A 19300-nucleotide genomic window follows, 5' to 3' on the forward strand; every position below is an offset into this window, starting at 1 on the left:
GGTCGTCACGCGGCCTGGACTTTCAGAAAAATCTCGCGCGTGCCCTCCTGGCTTAACTTCTTGACCGAGGTGATCTTGTCGGCGAACTGCGCGAGCGACGACGTTTCTGCCGAGCCAACATCGACGAGTACGCCGAAAATTTTGAAATCGAGTTCGTGCTGGCGATGCTTGAGGAGGGCGAGCCATTCGGGACTGACCTGGCATTCGCCGTCGGTGATGATCACGATATCGCCGCGCTTGAGTTTCTTTTCCGCGAGCAGCTCGACCGCCGCGTCGATTGGCCGCTCGAAATCGGTGCCGCCGCCGGGAAAGTACTCGGCCATCTCGACGACCTTGTTGAGATCGGGCTGGTAGCGGCGCTCGCGATTCAGATCGAGCACCTTGAGATCGCGATCGCCCGAGGAAAACAGCACCGCGCGAAAGAGCCGCCGCCCACGCCGCGCGATATCCATCAGGGTCAAGCCGACGGCCTTCGCCCATAACTCCTTGTCACCAGACATTGATGAACTGACATCGATGCACACGACCATCGGACCCTTGCCGCGTTGCTCGTCCTCGCGCAGGCGATATTGAAGGATGCCCCCATCGAGCAGGCGGCGCTGGAAGTCGCGCTTGAGCCCGGGATGATGCATCGCCAGCAGCTCCGACGGAATCAGGCGGCCGAAGTCGGCGCCGAGTTCGATGTCGTAAGCCTCGGCCACGCCGCGATCGAGCGTGCGGCGCTTGACCGCACGCGCATCCTGCTTGAAGCGCCCGACCATCCGCGCCAGCTCGCCGAGCTTTTTGTTGCGTGCGAGATGCCGTCCGAGCTCGAGGCGCGCGCCCGCGTTCATCCTGCCGCCCTGGCCGAACTCGCGGCTGAAATCGTGACTATCTTCGGCGGCGCGTTCGATTTCCGCGGCGAGCTCGGCGGTCTTGAGCTGCATCCGCTTCAGCTCGCTCTGGTCGCGATTTTTGAGATCGCTTTCGAGGTAGCGGCTTTTCTGATTGAGCCGCGCTTCGGAAACTTTACCGGCGCGCTCGGCGGCTTCGGCCATTTCGGCGAGTTTCTTTTTCGCGTCGGCGTCGGGCTGCGGCTCGCCTTCCTTGGGATCGAGCAAATCCTGCGCGGTCTCGACGGCGGCGGCGCGCGCAGCGAGGTCTTCTTCCTGGCGATCGAGATCCCAAAGATCGCGGCGCTCGCTTTCGTTGAGGAGCTTCTCGCTGCGGATACCGTCGAGCACCTGCTGGCCGAGGACGATCGCCGCGATCGCGGCCTTGTCCTCTTCGAGCGAGGTCTTGTGCTTGAGCGCCTGGAACGGCGCCGAGGGCAGCATCTGTTCGAGGATCGTGCGATTGAGTGCGGCTGCGCGGCGCACACCGTCGTGCGGATTCCATTCGACGTTCATCTTGTAGAGCCCGACGAACAGATCCTGCATCAGCGCGCCGAAGTGCGGCACCGCTTCGCTGCCCGCTTCGACGAGTTCGGCTATCGACGGCGCGTCGGCCAAAATCTCGCTCCACATCCGGCGGTCGTAGCGATCGCTGGTAAGCCACGAAGCCGTTGGCGCGACGGTCGGAACGTAAAGGCGGCGCGGCGCGATTTTCCTGCTCTTGCCAGGCATGTGGATAGATTCGAGTTTATCAGCGCGATGGCGTTGCAATGAAACGGTACTTGAATGTATCCGTTGAAGCGCAGCACAATTAATTCTGGAACGGCGCGCGAACAGCGGGCCGCTCGCGATGACCACTGAGACGCCATCTATCACCCTCCCCAAACGCCAGCACACCCTGCTGCTCGCGATGGTCAAAGAGTTTATCGCGAGCGCCGAGCCTGTCGGGTCGGCGCAGGTCGCCGCGCGGCATCAGCTCGGAGTGCGATCGGCGATGGTGCGCAATCTCGCGGCGGAGCTCGAAGACACCGGCTACCTGCGCCAGCCGCATACGTCGGCGGGCCGCGTCCCAACCGACCGGGCGTTTCGCTACTACGTCGATCATCTTTCGGGAGCGTCGCGAATCGGTTTCGAGGATCGCGCACAAATCGAATTTCATTATTCGAGCGGCACGCGCGACATGGCCGAGGTTCTGCGCGATACGCCGCGGCTCCTGTCACTGCTGACAGGGCAGGCCGCGCTTACCACGGCGCCGCGGCTGGAGGCCATCACGCTCGAGGGCGTGAACTTCGTGCGCCTGCGGCAATCCCAGGTGCTGGCGGTGTTCATCGTCAAGTCGGGCGCGACTTACAATCGGATCGTCGATACCGATCGCGATCATCAGCAGGCCGAGCTCGATCGGATGGCGCGCTACCTGAACGAGTCGCTCGAAGGACACACGCTCGAGCAGGCCCGCGCCTGGATCGAAGCCGAGCTCAAGCACGAGCGTGCGAGTTACGATCAGTTCATGCACGAAGCGCTGACGATCGGCGGCGCAATCGCGGGCCAGGTCGGCCGTCCCGAGCTCTATGTCGAAGGCGGATTGCAGGCCATCGAGCAACCCGAGTTCGAGGATCGTCAGCGGATGCGCGATCTGTTGCGCACCCTGGACGACAAGAGCGCGCTGCTCGAGCTTCTGGAAAAGGTCTTCGAGCGCGACGGCCTGGTCGTATCGATCGGATCGGAGAACGACAACCCGCGTCTCACGTCGCTCAGCGTTGTCGCCGCGTCCTACGCCAGTGGCTCGACGACCCTCGGCGGCCTCGCCATCGTAGGTCCCGTGCGGATGGACTACGACCGAGTCATCCCGCTGGTGGAGTACACAGCCCGCGCGCTTACCCGCGTAATCGAGCACTAACGATCCTTCCCGCCATCTCGAGCATCTAAAGCTGCGCTCCAATCGAGGGCGTCGCGGTGGCGCGTTCAGAAATCGTGCTTATCTTGAGTGTCGGTGCGATTTCTGAAGATGACCAAGAAACACAACGACCACGAAGACGGGCATCAGGAACACGACCCTGCACATCCGCATGGCCACGGCCATGAGCATCAGCACGCTCAGGATCCTGCTGGCGATGGGCCAGTTGGCGATGAAGCTGCGCTGAGGGCGGAGCTTGAAGCCAAGGATAAGGAGCTCACGGAGCTCAAGGACAAGTACCTGCGCGCTCTGGCGGACTTCGAGAACGGCCGCAAGCGGCTTCGCCAGCAGAGCGAGGAATCGGCCAAGCTGCAAAAGGAAGCCGTGCTCCGCGACGTGCTGCCGATCGTCGATAACCTCGAGCGGGCGCTCGAAGCGGCGCGCGGAAAAAGCGACGCCAACACGATTATCCAGGGGGTCGAGATGGTCGTGCGGTCGTTGCTCGATTTCCTGCGAATCCACGGCGTGACGCCGGTTGCGGCGGTCGGGCAGTCCTTCGACCCCAATCTGCACGAGGCTGTCGATCACGTGGAAAGCGATTCGCACGCGCCGAACACGATCGTGGCGGAGTTCCATCGCGGCTATCAGATCGGCGACCGGACACTGCGTCCGGCGCGGGTCTCGGTTGCCAAGGGGAAGGGGTCTAACGGCGGCAGTACGGAGCGAAATCCGGGCGAAGATTAGCCGCTAAGCATTGAAATCGCAGCAATCGTGATTATCTCAATATCAAAGGACCGTTAAGAAAAATGGCAAAAGTAATCGGCATCGACCTGGGCACGACGAATAGCTGCGTTGCGGTAATGGAAGGCGGCGACCCCGTCGTTATCGCGAACTCAGAAGGCAGCAGGACCACGCCCTCGGTGGTGGCATTCACCGAAGCGGGCGAGCGGCTCGTTGGCCAGATCGCGCGCCGCCAGGCAATTACCAATCCGACCAATACCGTCTTCGCGATCAAGCGCCTGATGGGCCGCAGGTTCGAAGACGCCGAAGTGCAGAAGGCGCTCAAGGTTCTGCCCTACAAAGTGGTGAAGAACGACGACGGCGCCGCGTGGGTGGAAATCCGCGGCAAGAAGTATAGCCCGCCCGAGATTTCGGCTTTCGTGCTTCAGAAGATGAAGCAGACCGCCGAGGATTATCTCGGCGAGAAAGTCACCGAGGCGGTCATCACCGTTCCGGCATACTTCAACGACAGCCAGCGCCAGGCGACCAAGGATGCTGGCCGGATCGCGGGGCTAAACGTTCTGCGTATCATCAACGAGCCGACGGCTGCGTCGCTCGCGTACGGCCTCGACAAGAAGAAGGACGAGAAGATCGCGGTCTTCGATCTCGGCGGCGGCACCTTCGATATTTCGATCCTCGAGCTCGGTGAGGGCGTCTTCGAGGTCAAGGCGACCAACGGCGATACCTTCCTCGGCGGTGAGGATTTCGACCAGCGCGTCATCGACTACCTGGCTGACGAATTCAAAAAGGACCAGGGTATCGATCTGCGCAACGATCGGATGGCGTTGCAGCGCCTTAAGGAAGCGGCCGAGAAAGCCAAGACGGAGCTCTCGACCGTGATGGAGACCGACATCAATCTGCCGTTTATCACGGCGGATCAGGCCGGCCCCAAGCATCTCAACATCAAGTTAACTCGCGCGAAGCTCGAAGCGTTGTGCGCCGACCTGCTCGACAGGCTCGATGCGCCTTGCATCACCGCTCTGCGGGACGCGGGACTCAAGCCGACCGAGATCAACGAGATCGTTCTCGTCGGCGGCATGACTCGTATGCCGGCGGTGCAGGAGCGCGTCAAAAAGATCTTCGGCAAGGAAGGTCACAAGGGCGTGAACCCTGACGAAGTCGTCGCGATCGGCGCGGCGATCCAGGCCGGCGTGCTCAAGGGCGAAGTCAAAGACGTCCTGCTGCTCGACGTGACTCCGCTGTCGCTCGGTATCGAGACGCTGGGCGGCGTGTTCACGAAGCTGATCGAGAAGAACACCACGATCCCGACGCGCAAGAGCCAGGTGTTCTCGACCGCGCAGGATAATCAGACTGCAGTCACCGTGCGCGTCTTCCAGGGCGAGCGCGAGATGGCGGCTGACAATAAGATACTCGGCCAGTTCGATCTGATCGGAATCCCACCGGCTCCGCGCGGGATGCCGCAGGTCGAGGTCACGTTCGATATCGATGCAAACGGTATCGTCAATGTGCACGCCAAGGACCTCGGCACTAACAAGGAGCAGTCGATTCGCATCACCGCTTCCTCGGGTCTTAGCGAGGAGGAGATCAAGAAGATGGTGCGCGAGGCGGAATCGCACGCGGCCGAAGATCACAATCGCCGCCTGCAGGCCGAGGCGCGCAACAAGCTCGACAACCTGATCTACACGACTGAGAAGACGCTCAAGGATTACGGCGCGCAGCTCGACGAGGCCTCGCGCAAGGGCGTCGAGGATGCGCTCGCGGAAGCGAAGACCAAGCTCGAGTCCAAGGACCCGAGCGAGATGAATGCCGCGGCCGAGAAGCTCACCGCCGCGTCGCACAAGTTGGCCGAGGCGATGTACAGCAAGACTCGCCCGGCTGGAGCTGACGGCGCCTCCGCCGATGGCGGCGCGCAGCAGCAGGAGGGTCCGCAGCCCGGCGAGCAATCGCAAGGTCCTAAAGACGATGTGGTCGACGCGGACTTCAAAGAAGTCAAGTAACCACCGACTCGAAACTCGCGCGGCGGGCGTAGTTGCCCGCCGCCGCGTAGCGTCCGCTGGGGTTATCGAATAAAGTAAGTCGCCGTGCCTCCTGCTCAGAAGCGAGACTATTACGACGTCCTCAGCGTTGCGCGCGGCGCCAGCGAAGACGAAATCAAGAAGGCCTATCGGCGTCTCGCGATACAGTTCCATCCTGATCGCAATCCCGGCAACAAAGAAGCCGAGGAACGTTTCAAGGAATGCAACGAGGCCTACCAGGTCCTCTCCGATGCGGAGCGGCGCGCGCAATACGATCGCTTCGGACATGCCGCGTTCCAGGGCGCGCAAGGCGGGCCCGGCGGCTTCGGCGGCTTCGATTTCAGCCAGGGCTTCGAGGAAGTCTTCTCAGACATCTTCGGTGATTTTTTCGGCACTGGCCGCGGTCGCTCAAGATCGCGCGCTCGGCGCGGTGACGATCTTCGCTACGATCTCGAAATAGAATTCGAAGACGCCGCGCGCGGAATCGAAAAAACGATCAAGTTCCAGCGCCTGACTACTTGCGACGCGTGCAACGGCACTCGCGCCAAGGGCGGCTCTGGCGGCGCGAAGCAATGCCCCAACTGTCGCGGCACGGGCCAGGTCCGTACCCAGCAGGGATTCTTCTCGATCTCGACGACCTGTCCGCAATGCCGCGGCGAAGGTCAGACGATTTCCGATCCATGTCCGAAGTGCCAGGGGCAGGGACGCGTCCGCAAGGCCGAGTCACTCGCAGTCAAGATTCCACCGGGAGTGGACAACGGCTCGCGGCTCAAGCTTCGCAACGAAGGCGAGGCCGGTTTCGGCGGTGGACCTCCGGGCGATCTCTACGTCGTAATCCACGTCAAAGAGCACGCGCTCTTCGTGCGGCAGGACAACGACGTTGTCATCGAAGTGCCGATCAGCTTCCCGCAGGCCGCACTTGGCACCGAGATGGAAGTGCCGACGCTCGACGGCAAAGTCAATGTGAAAGTTCCAGCCGGAACGCAATCCGGCAAAGTGCTGCGCCTCAAGAGCAAGGGCATCGTCGATCTCCACGGCTATGGCCGCGGCGATCAACTCGTGCGGGTGATCGTCGAGACGCCGCGCAGCCTCACCGCCCGTCAGCGCGAACTGCTCGAGGAGTTCGCCAAGCTCGACGGCAAGGCCGTCAATCATCCGCTCTCCAAGGGCTTCGTCGATAAGCTCAAGGAAATGTTCGGCTAGACGCTGTTTTGCGATTCTGATCGTATCTATATCTACCAGACAAATTGTTAGGCGCCCGACGCGTCGAACGCAGCTTCCCAAGCTGCGGTATCGGCATATTCTCGCATCCGGACGACCAGTCCGCTGCGCAACGTCCATACATGGACGCAATTGAAACTGCCATCGCGCCCGGTGGAGCGGATTCGGACCACTGGACGATGAACGGCGATAACGGAATCCCCGGAACCGACGATGATATCGGGATGATCCCTGACCTCGGCAACACCGCCCATTGCGATGAGAAACCGTTCCGCGCCGAGACGGCCGCGCCAATGTCCCGCCCACGGAACCCGTTGCGAGCCGTACAAAAACAGCTCCACGTCGTCAGCCAGCAAGCTTAGGACGGCCGGAAGATTTCCGTCGTTAGTGAGCTGGTACAGCCGGCGTACAGTCTCAACGTTGTCGGTCTCGTTCATCGGCCCCTCGTCGGGTGAGCTTTGTTGTGGTTTGCCTAAGCTAGGAAAGGACCCTCGCTGCGTCAAACTGCGGCTACAGCTCCGCGGAATCGGCTAGACGCATCATGCGAGCGGCCTTCGTCCGTTCTTATCTCGCTGATGGCAGGATCTGTGGTGTAGTATCTGTTGCCGCCAAGTGCGGACGATGCGATCATCGCGGCCATGAAGATCGTTCCGCGGCGCAAGCAAGCAGTTCGTCAGATCCTGATGGTCGGATTTGACGACGCCCAGATTCTCGATATCAGCGGGCCGCTCGAAGTTTTCTCGCGCACCTCCCGATTCATGGTTGACGAGAGCATAGCGACCGAGTCGCCGTATCATGTCGCGCTTACCGCGAATCGCCGCGGACCAATCGTCACATCGTCGGGGCTTTCACTTATCGCGCAAAGCTCGATACGCGATTGGAGTGAGCCAATCGATACGCTGATCGTGTCAGGCGGACGCGGCGTGACTGAGGCGGTTCGCGATCGTGAGTTGATTCGTTGGATAACAAGAATGGCGCCGCGCGTGCGCCGCTTGTGCTCGGTATGCACCGGCGCATTCATCCTGGCCGAAGCTGGATTGCTCAACGGACGCAGCGCCACTACGCATTGGCGGTGGTGTGAGCAACTCGCTGCGAACTATCCGAAGGTTCGGGTCGAGACCGATCCGATCTTCGTTCGTGACGGAAAGATCTATACCTCGGCTGGCGTCACCGCCGGTATCGATCTGGCGCTCGCCCTCGTCGAGCAGGATCACGGCCGCCGCGTCGCACTCGCAGTTGCGCGCGAGCTGGTAATGTTTCTGCGCAGGCCCGGTGGCCAGTCGCAATTCTCAGTTCAGCTCGCTACGCAATCAGCCGATCGGGAACCGCTTCGCGAGCTGCAGTCGTACATCGTCGACAATCCCGGAGCGGACCTCAGTGTGGCAAAAATGGCGAAACGAATCGCGATGAGTCCGCGAAACTTCGCCCGCGTGTTCGTGCGCGAAACTGGAATAACGCCCGCAGCGTTCGTCGAGCAGACGCGTATCGAATCTGCGCGCAGGCGCCTCGAAGAATCCAACGATGGAATCGAAGCAGTAGCCTCGGATTGCGGGTTCGGGACGCGTGAATCGATGCGGCGCGCTTTCATCCGGTGTCTCAACGTCGCGCCGAGTGAGTATCGCAACCGATTTCATAAATCCGATGCAGCTTAAATCTCAGAACGTCCAGGAGAAAAACAATGGATATCGCAATTCTGATTTTTGATGGCATAACGGCGCTCGACGCGGTCGGACCCTACGACGTGCTGTCAAACCTTCCGGACACGAACGTATCATTCGTCGGCGAGACGAAGGGCATTAAGCGAACGTCGCAAGGCTCACTGGGGCTCAACGCCGATTTCTCGATTGGCGATATCGCTCGCACTGACATCCTTCTCGTGCCGGGAGGATTCGGCGAAGAACAGGTGCGCGCGAAGCCCGCGATGCTCGAATGGGTTCGATCGATTCACGCCAATACCAGGTGGACGACCTCGGTTTGCACCGGTGCCCTGATTCTCGGCGCGGCAGGAATACTCAAAGGCCTGAACGCAACTACTCACTGGTCGGCACGCGAACAGTTGCGTAGTTTCGGAGCGACGCCGGTCAAGGAACGCGTGGTGGAGCAGGGCAAGATCATCACCGGCGCGGGCGTTTCCGCTGGAATCGATCTGGCCCTCTGCCTAGCCCGGCGACTGGCGGGTGACGAAGCCGCGCAGGCGATCCAGGTCGGCATCGAATACGATCCGCAGCCGCCCTTCGACGGAGTATTCGAACACGCCCCGCAAGGAGTGCTCACCTACCTGATGAAAAGATATGAGCATAGGTTGAATCCGGCCGCAGCGAGGCGTTGATCGCTGTTAGCTCGGCAGATGAACCAACTCGAGCTTGAGGCCGTCAGGATCGGTAAAAAACACGGAGTAGTAGCCGGGCGCATAGTCATACTCGCGCGGCGGATCGGTAACCGTTCCGCCGTGCGATGCGATCTCACTCGCGAGGCTGTCTATCTGAGCGCGACTTTCGGCTAAGAAGGCAATCTCGCAGAGTCCCACGCGATGGCGATGAAACGAGTCGCGATGGAATGGCGCCTCGGCCTCCTGGACCCAGAATGAACCGGCGTCGTTATAAAAACCGATGCCGCGTTTGCCCCCTTGCGGATATTCAAATGAGCGCGAATAGCCAATCTGCAGCATGAGCCACGAGTAGAACTTTTTCGCCTCCTCGAATCGATTCACGTTTATCATCAGATGGTTGATTGGGCTGTTGATTGGTCTGCTCCCTCGTTCTGGTCAGGCAATAATATCAACTCGGAATGTTTCGACGTGCGTTTCGAAATGGCCGCGGCAAAGGGTTCGGCCACCAGACAGTAGATAAAGGGTATAATCGCCACCGTATATCGTCCGTACTCAAACTCGACAAATGCGCTCGAAACAATATATCCGGACGGAATTATCGCAAATGAAAGCAAAATCATACGCTGGCGCAGGAACGGGATTGAGGCGAGGCCGGCTATAGCCAGCCAGGGAAGGAAGGTCCAGGTTGCAGCGAACTGCTGCTCCAGTCGTTCTCGCCACAACAAACTGCCCGCATGAACGCCTAGAATAGGCACCGACTCGAGTTCCGCGGTGTATTTATCCGGCACTGACCACCATGGGACCAGAGGAACTGGATTATGGAAGAATTGCGTCCATGACTGCTGCAACGAGAAAACAATGAATTGCCAGGGTGATTCGCAAATACCCTCCCAGGAAACCCGTCTCATCAAGGCCTCGGTTTCTTCGTAGTCCAATCCCTGCTTTTTCAGAAGCGCCGCGATCTCCCAGTGGGCTTTACCTTCGGGATTCACTGGCTCGATTAACCGGAGGAATCGCGCTGTGGCAGGCGCGCTCTTATCAAGCAGAAACTGATCGGTGACGACACGATTGTACAGATGGCGTCCGAGCGAATTGGCGAGAGCGAAGGAGCCTGATCTCAATCCAAACCAGATAGTGGGCAAGGCAACTGTTCCTATGGCTATCGCGAGGATCAGGCCGAAGCGTTTGACCCCATTTATTAACGGCTCGGCGCCCAACATCACGAGAAGAATCGCCGGACCCGCGGCGGCCAACGGCACGATCCGGGCCAGTCCAGCCCAGCCCAGCAACAGGCCGCTAATGATCCCATGGCGCCTCACATGGGAGTCCCGATAACAAACCGCGAAATAGAGCGCCCCGGCCATTCCAAACAGCGCCGCGTTCTCGGACATGATCGCTTGAGGCAGAAAGAGCGTGGGAGCAGCGGCGCCCATCGCCAAGGTAGTCAGATATGCGAGCGGCTGGGCAACGCACCGCCGCAGAAGTCGAAAGCACCACACAATTGTCGCAATCATCATTACATGTTGGATCAGGGTAATGACTGAACCGACGTTGACTGCTGACACGAGATACCCAATACCAACCAAAAGCGGATAGCCCGGCGGAAAGTATGCAGGCCAGCCTTGGACATTGAATTTCAAAGTCGGAAGCTGATTCAGACTGTCGTATATCAATCCGACACACTGAGCGGACCAGACGAGAAGGTGCAGCGCACTTAGATACGCTGTTAACCAAAACTCCGTTCGTCTCCTGTCCAGACCAGGTCGAACCGCAGCAACCATGACGAAGCTCACGACTAGCCAGAAGGCGAACGGCCAGTGAGATGCCACTACCGGCGTCGGCAAGTCCACCGCCACGATAGGATCGGCTGGCAGGTGCGAACAATCATCCCCCCAAATCTTGCCGGCGTCTGTACTGATACTGAGATGTTCGCAAGGATTGCCACGGTTGAACAGAACAGCAGCACTTGTGCCGCTGAACGAAACTGATGCTGGCTCGGCCGTGTCGGAAGGATTCAATCGCGCCGCCCAGCCTGCGCGCCGCGGCCAAGCTGTCGGATCACTCCCTTCGGGATCCTTCGGACGATCTGCCGAATCCCAGCCGGGCTCCCAACTGCCGCTCAGGATCAAATCGCCGGGGCGTGCCCTGCGTCCATCAACGACCAGACGCACAACTGAAACTCCAGCGTGAGTATCTTCTGGCGTGCTGGGCCTTGACCCGGACACATTGATGGTAAATCTCGATACGTCTTTTGGCGTCGGTTCAAAAACTCCGCGGAGAGAAAGTGTAGCCGACCACGCCAGGAAGATAGCGGATAGTAAGCTGATCGTTAAAATCGCAAGCGCCGCCTTCCCGCGATAGTCGGCAAGCGCGCCGCGCATGGCATGTACAAGGCAACTTCGCGATAGTCGATTCCTGGGCGTCAACTAACTGTGCTCGCGAAATCGGCGAAGTCTGAATTTCTCAATGCCGCGACCAGTTCGGCATGATTAGCGATTAGTTTCGAATACGGCAAATTAATCGCCTTGCGAAGCCGGACATCAGGGTGGAAATCGAATGGAACGTCGAAGCCTTTGGCAATGTCCATCAGCGGCCCCGGGGCCCGTACGCGTTCGCCTTCCGCCGCGTCGTCGAGTTGCTCTACCAGCTCTTCGTAGCTGCAATCGATCACGCGCACGCCCGTGGAGAATCGGAGAAATGCTTTGCGATCCCGTACTATCTGACGCGCGCGTACCAGGCATTCCTCCGGAGCAATCGTGTATTTGCCGTCAATCGACATCCCCACGTAATCGTGCCAGACGCCTCGCTGCTCTGCGATCATCGCGGAGATTGCGCAGTGAATGATATTCCGACGCACAATGTGGATCGCAATTGCGTCCCTTGCTCTCAAATATTCGATGAAAAATGGAGTATCGTCGTATTGCCGGTCAGGTGGATCGAGGCTTCGAAGCTGGTTGTACTTAATATCCAGTCCGATCGCGCTCACATCGCTCTTGTCGCCATCGATCCAATGATTTCGAACGCGGTAGTCGACGAACGCGATATACTTGTCGAGCAGTGCCCGCGCGCGATTCGCCGATACGATCGGGCGTTCCGCCACCGGGAGCATAGCCAGGAAGTTTGCCCAGTGCGCGGGCGCAGTGCTGGGCGAAAAAACTTCGCCGAGCATCGCGATGTCGCCATTTGTGTTCAGGATCTCGCGCAGCAGGTTCGTGCCGGTCCGCTGCGCACCGACTACCACGAAGAGCAAATCTCGCCGTTTTCCGCTCACGTGCGACGACTAGCTAGTCCTGGCGCCGATGAGCGATCGGACCGCGAGGTTGACGCGCGCCCATGCCGACCAAAACTCTTGATTTTCTGATCCTGCGTCGGTCGTAGCGAGCCGTCGCAGCCACAAATAAGCTTCGCGCGTCAGCGTGCTGATTCCCAGGATCGTCTCGAAGTCAAACTCGCTGAATTCACTGTGACGGAGCTCCGCGGCGAGGAATTCGTTGATAAAGTATTCGATCTCATTCGAATTGGCTTCACCGGGAAGCTTTAATGCGGACGAAATTCGATCCAGCTCGCTGCGCGCGTCGTCCATGAGGTAATCGTAGTCGGCCACGACGAAAGGCCGGGTCCTGATTAAATGCAAATTCGGAACTGAGTATGCGAGCCACAGCTTGTGAGCGGTGGGCGCGTCCATGTATTGACGTTGGAGCAGCGAGCTGGCGACGCTGAGCGGATTGCGAACGGCGACCAGGTAGTTGTCCTCGACCCCTATCGTTTCCAGCACCGAGCGCCAGAAGGGCAGAAGCCGAATGGTGCGTGGATCCTTGAAGCCCCACAACGGATGGCTGGCGAAGTTCCGCCGGAGATGATCGACGGCGAGATCCTTTATGATTGCGACGGCGGGCTTTTCGCAGAAGTCGTCGTCGATTAAAGCTACGTCTTCCCAGCGAAGACCCAACGTTGAGAGAAGACGTTCGTTCAAAGCCACAATCGTGCGATCTTCCCAATAGCCAGTTGGATTATCCGGCTTAGTCTCAAGGAAATCATCGCCGAGATATACACCCAGCGCTTTGAGGCCGCGCGCGAAGGCGCTGGTGCCACTGCGATGCATCCCGAGAACTACAACAGCGCGTGATTTAGGCATGGCGCAAACCAACCAGCCCTGGACGCTGGACTATCGGCCGCGTGTCGACGCCGGCCTTTCTTGCCGCTTCACCCTGTCACCGCGGGACCCTGCTCGCCGCGCGAAAGCGGGCTGCCCAGCATCACATCGCGCTCGAACTTGAGGCCCTGGCTGAAGAGAATCGCTTTCGAAAGCGACCTGCTGACCGAGGGTGAAATTTTACCGTTGAGCGTGGTGTAAGGCCGAACGCTCCGCACCGCGTTGACCAGTGAATGCACCATGCTCTCGGCATCGACATCCTCCCGATAGCCGACCAGGACTTCGGGAATCGTCTCTATCGTGTGCCCCATCAGCGCAGCCTTGGAAAAGATTTCCCAGTCGTCCAGGGTTCCCACGGCGACGTCGGTAAAACCGCCGATACGATCGAACGTTTCGCGGCGCATGAGAGCATTGGGGCTGCCAAAACAATTAATGAATGCTCCAGTCGCGGCGTCGCCGCCGAGGAACGGCCGCCGCGAATGCTCGAAGCGCTCGGACGTCGAGCCAACGTAGAAACTCAAAGTGGCTGTTACTACGTCGGCAGCAGTTCGCTGCGCGACTTGAACAAAAATCGAAAGTGCCGAGGGATTGAGCAGCAGAGTGTGGTCGTCTATGAAAAATAGATATTCGCCCCGAGCTTCGCGCGAAGCGACGTTGCGCGCTGCCCCGATGTCCCAGCTTGGGCGCGCGAACCTCTTCACCGTTTCGAAGTTCAGGTTTGCGCCGTGATTCTGGTTCGACCCCGGATCGTTGCTGCCGCACTGGATCAGGATCAGTTCAAGGTGCGGATAGTCCTGTTGCCGCAACGATTCCAACGTGGACGCGATACCGTTCTCGTTGCCACTGTACGCGAAACATATGCTGACCAGTGGAAAGATCGATTCGGTGCGTGCGCCGTTACGCGAGCGCCGCGGCGCACTATTCTTTGGCGCCGCAGCCAGACTGGTATGCCATCGCACCCATCTTCGTTCGATGTCCTCGAACGCATCCGAGGGGCGTGCAGTTGGTCCGCCCGATTTGAGCGCGGCGCGGATTCGCTCGGCCATGACATCCGCGCGCGGTTCGAAGCAAACCTTTTCCTTGTCCTCGGGCGACATGATTTCCGGAATCCCGCCAATGTTGCTGGCCAGGAACGGAATACGCGCGCCGATACATTCGAGCACGGTATTCGGGAAGTTATCGCCGAGCGACGAAATGACCGCGAGGCGTCCGGGCTGACGCAGATACTCGATCGCGCCGCGCTGATTCTTGTTGCAGACGACGTGCCAGGGCAGCGACCATCGCCGCGCCCGATCGCTGATATACGCAATGCTGGAGCGGCCGTAGATCTCGGTTTCCTTGCCGAGAAAGGTAACCTCGAAGGGTCGTTCACCCGGATTCACTGATAGTTCGTCCAGCGCGTCGCAAAATACCTTCAGACCTTTCCTGATCTCGAGGCGGCCGAAGAATACTACTTCACGGATTTCCTGGCTTCTGGCTAGCGACGGCCGTTCCTGGTCGAGTATTCCTTCTGGAAGAACATATGGAGCTATGTAAGTCTGCTCGGGAAGCTGCCATCCGTTGCTTTGCACCCAGTCGAGCAGGTAGCGGCTGGGACTGGTTACTATATCGGCGGCCGCGACGCTGACTCGCTCCATATAGTCAATTTCGAGTTCGCCGATATTGCGCAGGAAATCCTGGTTGCCCTCCTTTACCCAGAAGGTGGGTCCATGCGTACTTACTACGAAGGTGACATTGCGGAACGCCAGTCCCTGGCGCTTTGCAAGCAGGCTATAAAATGCAATTCCCTGGCATTCCGGGAAGTGAATTATGTCGAAATCGGCCTGATGCTCCTTGAGCCAGTTGTAGGCATGATAGGAAACGCTCGAGGCCCACGAGGCGTGAATGCGCGGATTGTGCGGCAGCGGCAACTGGACGAGGTTGATCCCCTTGCGCGTGCGATAATGCTCGGCCCAGTCCACGATGTTGCCGTCATTGCACACCGAGCCCTGCAGATAGAGGACGGTGACCTCCTGACCCGCCCGGCGCAGCGCGTCGGCAAGGCTCGTGTAGGCGGTGCCGATACCCCCGTTGCGAGTTGGTCCTTCGATTTCCCAGGTCGCGATGCAAACGCGCGGGCGCCTGCTGGTGGTCACCTCGACTTCGGGTAACGTGGGAAACATCACTGCCACAGCTCAATCCTTCCTGGCCTTTTCATCTCGCGGCTTCGCGCGACGTCGCACGCGCCGCGGGTGTTCCTTAGCAGGTCTATTGTTCTGTTTCAATGAAGTTTCATTGGCGAAGTGATGCCAAAGCATCGCCTGCTCGCAGATCAGCGCAAGCGCTGCCGTTATGATGACGATTCCATCCGACGGGTCTTTTGTAACGCCATCGAATCTTGTTCTGCGCGCCGACTCAACATACCGTGGCGCAATGCTGATCGAGGTCGAGCACCTGACCAAGGCCTTCAAGGACTTCATCGCGGTCAACGACGTTACATTTTCCGCCGCCGAGGGCGAGATCGTCGGCCTGGTCGGCCCGAACGGCGCGGGCAAGAGCACCACCATTCACATGATGCTCGGCCTCATCACTCCGAGCGCCGGAACGATCCGTTTGTTGGGCAAGCGTCTCGAAGAGGACCGCGAGACGATCCTGCAAAATCTGAATTTCAGCTCCCCTTACACGGCGTTCCCGCCGCGTCTCACCGTGCTCGAGAATCTCACGGTCTTTGCGCGAATCTACAAAGTGGAAAATCCGCGCTCTGCGATCATGGAATTGCTCGAGCGATTCGAAATCGCTCACCTCAGAAACAAACCTGTATCGCGATTGTCGTCGGGCGAGACTACCCGGGTTGGGTTGTGTAAAGCGTTTATTAATAAGCCGCGGCTTTTATTGCTCGACGAGCCGACTGCGTATCTCGATCCGCAGGCCGCCGTGCAGGTGAGAGAAATCCTCCTGGATATGCAGAAGACCTCACGAACTACAATTCTATATACCTCCCATAACATGCGCGAGGTTCAGCGCATGTGCAATCGAATTATATTTCTTAATCGCGGCCGAATCGTCGTAAGCGGCACGCCCCTCCAGATCACTCGTGAAGTACTGCGAGAGGAGCGCGAGCATCCTGCGCTCGAGGAAGTATTCGTCCATGTTGCAAGGCGCTAGCCGGATGCGGATGCATCGTATCGTCGCCATAATCGTGCGGCACCTCTACGAGATCCGCCGCAATGCGAATCACGTTACGAACATGATCTACTGGCCGATCATGAACATCATGGTCTGGGGCTTCTTTACTATCTATCTGAGGCGCGACGCGATGCGCCCGGGCCTGGTGAGTTGCCTGCTCGGCGCGGTAATCCTGTGGGGGTTGTTCAATGGCTTTCAGCGCGACATGGCAGTTGGCTTCCTCGACGAGCTATGGTCGCGAAACCTGGTGAATCTATTCGCCTCGCCCCTCAGTGTTCCGGAATACGTCACCGGCCTCGTCGCGGTAAACGCGATCAAGGTGATGATCGGTGTCGCGTTTGAAGCGGTAATCGCATGGATGTTTTACCACTTCAACATTTTTCCGATGCTGCCGCAGTTCGTGCCCTTCATCCTCAATCTGGCATTATTCGCGCTCGCGATCGGCGTCGCAGTGACCGGGCTGATTTTTCGTTATACGACGAAGTTTCAGACGCTGGCATGGAGTTTCGCCGGCGTGCTGATGCCGCTATCGTGCGTCTTCTATCCGCTTGATGCTCTGCCCGGGTTCCTTCGCCCCATCGCGTGGCTGCTGCCGACCACTCACAGCTTCGAGGGGATGCGTCAGATTATCACTCGAGGTGAGTTTTCGATTGCCCACTTCAACTGGGGTCTCGCACTCAACTTCTGCTATTTCGGTCTCGCGATGATCTTCTTCAGCGCGATGTTCGAATCGGCCAAGCAGCGTGGGCTGCTGGTAAAGATGGAATAGTCATTCGACGTCGAGCGTGCGACCCAGGCTCTCGAAGAGGGCGGAGCTCATCACACCGCGCGGCGGCGCGACACCATTAAATAGCTTGAAAGCGAGCTCGCCCTGGTTCACCAGCATGCCCGCGCCGTCGGCGGCGCGCCGTCCCGCTTCGACGGCCGGCTCGAGAAACGGCGTGGGCTTCGCCGCATAGATCAAGTCATAGAAGAAGCAGTCTTCGGCCGCGGCCTCGTAGTTGAGCCGCGCGAAGCGGCGCGTCGTCAGGCCCATCGGTGTCGCGTTCAGAATGCCGTGCGCGCCCGCGAGCAATTGAGCGTCGAACAAGGCATCAAGCCCGCGAACCTCGATCCTGGGCGCGCGGCGAAATGATTTGGCAATGCGCCGGGCCAGGCGCGCAGCTCGCGCCCGGGTTCGATTGGCGATGACGATTTTGGAAACGCCGATTCTTAAGCACGCGACGGCGGCAGCGGCAGCACCGCCGCCCGCGCCAATCACGATCGCGACTCCGCCCGCGAGCCCTGGCGCGCGCTCGCGAAGATCGAGCTCGAGGCCGCGGGCATCAGTGTTGTCGCCGTAAAGCCGTCCCTTGCGGTTCGCGACGCAATTCACCGCACCCAGGACCCGCGCTTCGGCGCTCAGTTCGTCCACCAGCCGTACCGCTCGTTCTTTGTGCGGCACCGTCAGGTTGACGCCGAGGATGCCGAGAGCAGTGATGGAGCGCAAAGCGGTCGGCAATGCGGCCGGCTTCACGTGGAACGGAACGTAGATGCGATCCAACTCGAGCGCTGCATATGCAGCGTTGTGCATCGCCGGGGATCTCGAATGATCAACCGGATCGCCAAAGATGCCGGTGAGTCGGGTCGTTCCCGCGATCTTGTGAAAGGCGGCCGATGTCACGCGAGTTCTTTCGCGGCGCGCTGGAGCTCTTGGCCCTTGTAAACTGACTGTATACTCAGGCCCTCGCGCGCGAATGCCTCGGCGCCGCCCTCCTGCCGATCGACGAGAAATAGCGCTGCGATGACGATCGCGCCGCTTTCGCGCACAGCCTTCAGTGCGTCGATAGTCGAGCCGCCGGTCGTGATCGTATCGTCGAGCACGGCCGTCTTGAGCCCGGATTGGAAGGCGCCTTCGATCTGCTTGCCCATTCCATGGGTCTTCGCTTCCTTGCGCACGAAAAAGCCGCGCATCGTGACATTGTGTCGATACGCGGCGGCGAGAATCGCGTCGGTCACCGGAATCGCCGCCGCCGCCATCCCGCCGATTTGCTCGACACCGGCCCCGACCGCCATCTCGAGCATCAGCTCGCCAGCCAGAAATGCCGCGCGCGGCAAGAACATTGCGCGCCGGCAATCGAGGTAGTAGTTCGACTTCTTCCCCGAGGCGAGTGTGACTTCGCGTTCGACGTAGCACTCGCGGATGAGAGTCTCGAGCAATTCTTTGCGGTAGTCGGAGTTCATCGCTGACGAATCTTAGCCGATGTCACCACGCGGACAACAGGATTAGAGTGGGCATCGAGCAGAACAAGCCTCAAATGATTCCGCCGCGCTATTATCTGATCCTGTTGGCCGCCTTGGTGGTCGAGAGAATATTCGAACTCTACCTGTCCAAGCGCAACGCATCGCGTGCATTTCAACGCGGCGCGAGCGAAGCGGGGCAGAACCATTACAAGGTGATGGTCGTGCTCCACAGCGCGTTTATCGCGTCGTGTGCCTTGGAGGCGGTGTTCTTCCCGCGGGCAATCGCACCGGCGATAGGGTGGACCGCGCTCGGCGCCGAAGTCCTCGCGCAGGCCCTTCGTTACTGGGCGATCGCCACGCTTGGCGAGCGCTGGAACACGCGCATCATCGTCACGCATTCGGCAGCGCCTGTGACCGGCGGACCCTACAGGCTCGTGCGGCATCCGAACTACGTCGCCGTCGCGATCGAGATTGCCGCCGTGCCGCTGATCGGCGGCGCAGTGGTGACGGCGATCGTCTTCTCGATCGCAAACGCATTTCTGCTCGCGGTCCGGATCCGCGCCGAAGAGCGCGCGCTTGGGACATCGTGGGCGGCGGCCTTCGATTCGCGACCACGATTCATGCCGGCGCTCCATCGCGGCAAGCAGCGGTGAGGCGCGTCGCTTCATAGCGCGGACGCGCACCTGC

General features: G+C 59.7%; 18 protein-coding genes. 9 read left to right on the forward strand and 9 right to left on the reverse strand.

What is annotated here, in order from left to right:
- Positions 1 to 5: 5 nt before the first annotated feature.
- Complete coding sequence (locus VMA09_07285) at positions 6 to 1604, reverse strand: VWA domain-containing protein (GenBank protein ID HUA33391.1); 1599 nt, start codon at positions 1602 to 1604, stop codon at positions 6 to 8.
- Positions 1605 to 1722: 118 nt separating this feature from the next.
- Here VMA09_07285 and hrcA point away from each other — a divergent pair, with 118 nt between their 5' ends.
- The 4 genes from hrcA to dnaJ all read left to right on the forward strand — a co-directional run bounded on the left by hrcA (position 1723) and on the right by dnaJ (position 6725).
- The gene (gene hrcA / locus VMA09_07290) at positions 1723 to 2769 is read left to right on the forward strand and encodes a heat-inducible transcriptional repressor HrcA (GenBank protein HUA33392.1); all 1047 of its coding nucleotides are present in this window, start codon (positions 1723 to 1725) and stop codon (positions 2767 to 2769) included.
- Between the two features lie 108 nt (positions 2770 to 2877).
- Positions 2878 to 3510 (forward strand): nucleotide exchange factor GrpE, encoded by a 633-nt coding sequence (gene grpE, locus VMA09_07295; GenBank protein HUA33393.1) that lies wholly within the window; start codon positions 2878 to 2880, stop codon positions 3508 to 3510.
- A gap of 62 nt (positions 3511 to 3572) precedes the next feature.
- Positions 3573 to 5504 carry a molecular chaperone DnaK gene (gene dnaK / locus VMA09_07300; protein ID HUA33394.1) on the forward strand — a complete coding sequence of 644 codons (1932 nt, stop codon included), beginning with the start codon at positions 3573 to 3575 and terminating at the stop codon, positions 5502 to 5504.
- 84 nt (positions 5505 to 5588) lie between these two features.
- Complete coding sequence (dnaJ, locus tag VMA09_07305; protein HUA33395.1) at positions 5589 to 6725, forward strand: molecular chaperone DnaJ; 1137 nt, start codon at positions 5589 to 5591, stop codon at positions 6723 to 6725.
- Positions 6726 to 6772: 47 nt separating this feature from the next.
- On the opposite strand, the gene VMA09_07310 is transcribed toward dnaJ, so the two are convergent.
- Positions 6773 to 7180 (reverse strand): nuclear transport factor 2 family protein, encoded by a 408-nt coding sequence (locus VMA09_07310; protein HUA33396.1) that lies wholly within the window; start codon positions 7178 to 7180, stop codon positions 6773 to 6775.
- A 165-nt stretch (positions 7181 to 7345) separates the two neighbouring features.
- Here VMA09_07310 and VMA09_07315 point away from each other — a divergent pair, with 165 nt between their 5' ends.
- Positions 7346 to 8395, forward strand: a complete 1050-nt coding sequence (locus VMA09_07315; protein HUA33397.1) for a GlxA family transcriptional regulator — start codon at positions 7346 to 7348, stop codon at positions 8393 to 8395.
- A 26-nt stretch (positions 8396 to 8421) separates the two neighbouring features.
- Positions 8422 to 9072: a DJ-1/PfpI family protein gene (locus tag VMA09_07320; GenBank protein ID HUA33398.1), complete on the forward strand. Its 651-nt coding sequence runs from the start codon at positions 8422 to 8424 to the stop codon at positions 9070 to 9072.
- 6 nt (positions 9073 to 9078) lie between these two features.
- Here VMA09_07320 and VMA09_07325 read toward each other — a convergent pair whose 3' ends face one another.
- The 5 genes from VMA09_07325 to VMA09_07345 form a co-directional block, all read right to left on the reverse strand.
- Positions 9079 to 9453 carry a VOC family protein gene (locus VMA09_07325; GenBank protein HUA33399.1) on the reverse strand — a complete coding sequence of 125 codons (375 nt, stop codon included), beginning with the start codon at positions 9451 to 9453 and terminating at the stop codon, positions 9079 to 9081.
- A gap of 8 nt (positions 9454 to 9461) precedes the next feature.
- Positions 9462 to 11453, reverse strand: a complete 1992-nt coding sequence (locus VMA09_07330; GenBank protein HUA33400.1) for a hypothetical protein — start codon at positions 11451 to 11453, stop codon at positions 9462 to 9464.
- A 41-nt stretch (positions 11454 to 11494) separates the two neighbouring features.
- The gene (locus tag VMA09_07335; protein ID HUA33401.1) at positions 11495 to 12343 is read right to left on the reverse strand and encodes a Stf0 family sulfotransferase; all 849 of its coding nucleotides are present in this window, start codon (positions 12341 to 12343) and stop codon (positions 11495 to 11497) included.
- Between the two features lie 9 nt (positions 12344 to 12352).
- Complete coding sequence (locus tag VMA09_07340) at positions 12353 to 13207, reverse strand: hypothetical protein (protein ID HUA33402.1); 855 nt, start codon at positions 13205 to 13207, stop codon at positions 12353 to 12355.
- 68 nt (positions 13208 to 13275) lie between these two features.
- Positions 13276 to 15387, reverse strand: coding sequence for a glycosyltransferase (locus tag VMA09_07345; GenBank protein HUA33403.1), 2112 nt, complete (start codon positions 15385 to 15387; stop codon positions 13276 to 13278).
- Positions 15388 to 15637: 250 nt separating this feature from the next.
- Here VMA09_07345 and VMA09_07350 point away from each other — a divergent pair, with 250 nt between their 5' ends.
- Together VMA09_07350 and VMA09_07355 are read left to right on the forward strand one after the other, a co-directional pair.
- Positions 15638 to 16369: an ABC transporter ATP-binding protein gene (locus VMA09_07350; GenBank protein ID HUA33404.1), complete on the forward strand. Its 732-nt coding sequence runs from the start codon at positions 15638 to 15640 to the stop codon at positions 16367 to 16369.
- Positions 16353 to 17159: an ABC transporter permease gene (locus tag VMA09_07355; protein HUA33405.1), complete on the forward strand. Its 807-nt coding sequence runs from the start codon at positions 16353 to 16355 to the stop codon at positions 17157 to 17159. The genes VMA09_07350 and VMA09_07355 overlap by 17 nt, the downstream gene beginning before the upstream one ends.
- On the opposite strand, the gene aroE is transcribed toward VMA09_07355, so the two are convergent.
- On the reverse strand, positions 17160 to 18053 hold the full coding sequence (aroE, locus tag VMA09_07360) for a shikimate dehydrogenase (GenBank protein ID HUA33406.1): 894 nt from the start codon (positions 18051 to 18053) through the stop codon (positions 17160 to 17162).
- Entirely contained in the window at positions 18050 to 18613 is a 564-nt protein-coding gene (pyrE, locus tag VMA09_07365) for an orotate phosphoribosyltransferase (GenBank protein ID HUA33407.1), read from the reverse strand. Before pyrE ends, aroE begins: the two co-directional genes overlap by 4 nt.
- 47 nt (positions 18614 to 18660) lie before the next feature.
- Between pyrE and VMA09_07370 the strand changes: the two genes are divergently transcribed.
- A complete protein-coding gene (locus VMA09_07370) occupies positions 18661 to 19266 on the forward strand; it encodes an isoprenylcysteine carboxylmethyltransferase family protein (protein ID HUA33408.1) in 606 nt (201 codons plus the stop codon).
- Positions 19267 to 19300: the final 34 nt, after the last annotated feature.

The sequence above is a fragment of the Candidatus Binataceae bacterium genome, assembly GCA_035508495.1.
In the GTDB taxonomy this organism is placed as follows: domain Bacteria; phylum Desulfobacterota; class Binatia; order Binatales; family Binataceae; genus JASHPB01.

Excerpts from the sequence above, each read along its gene's own strand:
- VMA09_07330 (HUA33400.1), bottom strand. The coding sequence starts at position 11,453 with ATGCGCGGCGCGCTTGCCGACTATCGCGGGAAGGCGGCGCTTGCGATT.
- pyrE (HUA33407.1), bottom strand. The coding sequence starts at position 18,613 with ATGAACTCCGACTACCGCAAAGAATTGCTCGAGACTCTCATCCGCGAG.
- VMA09_07345 (HUA33403.1), bottom strand. The coding sequence starts at position 15,387 with ATGTTTCCCACGTTACCCGAAGTCGAGGTGACCACCAGCAGGCGCCCG.
- VMA09_07340 (HUA33402.1), bottom strand. The coding sequence starts at position 13,207 with ATGCCTAAATCACGCGCTGTTGTAGTTCTCGGGATGCATCGCAGTGGC.
- grpE (HUA33393.1), top strand. The coding sequence starts at position 2,878 with ATGACCAAGAAACACAACGACCACGAAGACGGGCATCAGGAACACGAC.
- dnaK (HUA33394.1), top strand. The coding sequence starts at position 3,573 with ATGGCAAAAGTAATCGGCATCGACCTGGGCACGACGAATAGCTGCGTT.
- VMA09_07355 (HUA33405.1), top strand. The coding sequence starts at position 16,353 with ATGTTGCAAGGCGCTAGCCGGATGCGGATGCATCGTATCGTCGCCATA.
- VMA09_07310 (HUA33396.1), bottom strand. The coding sequence starts at position 7,180 with ATGAACGAGACCGACAACGTTGAGACTGTACGCCGGCTGTACCAGCTC.
- hrcA (HUA33392.1), top strand. The coding sequence starts at position 1,723 with ATGACCACTGAGACGCCATCTATCACCCTCCCCAAACGCCAGCACACC.
- VMA09_07320 (HUA33398.1), top strand. The coding sequence starts at position 8,422 with ATGGATATCGCAATTCTGATTTTTGATGGCATAACGGCGCTCGACGCG.
- VMA09_07350 (HUA33404.1), top strand. The coding sequence starts at position 15,638 with ATGCTGATCGAGGTCGAGCACCTGACCAAGGCCTTCAAGGACTTCATC.
- VMA09_07285 (HUA33391.1), bottom strand. The coding sequence starts at position 1,604 with ATGCCTGGCAAGAGCAGGAAAATCGCGCCGCGCCGCCTTTACGTTCCG.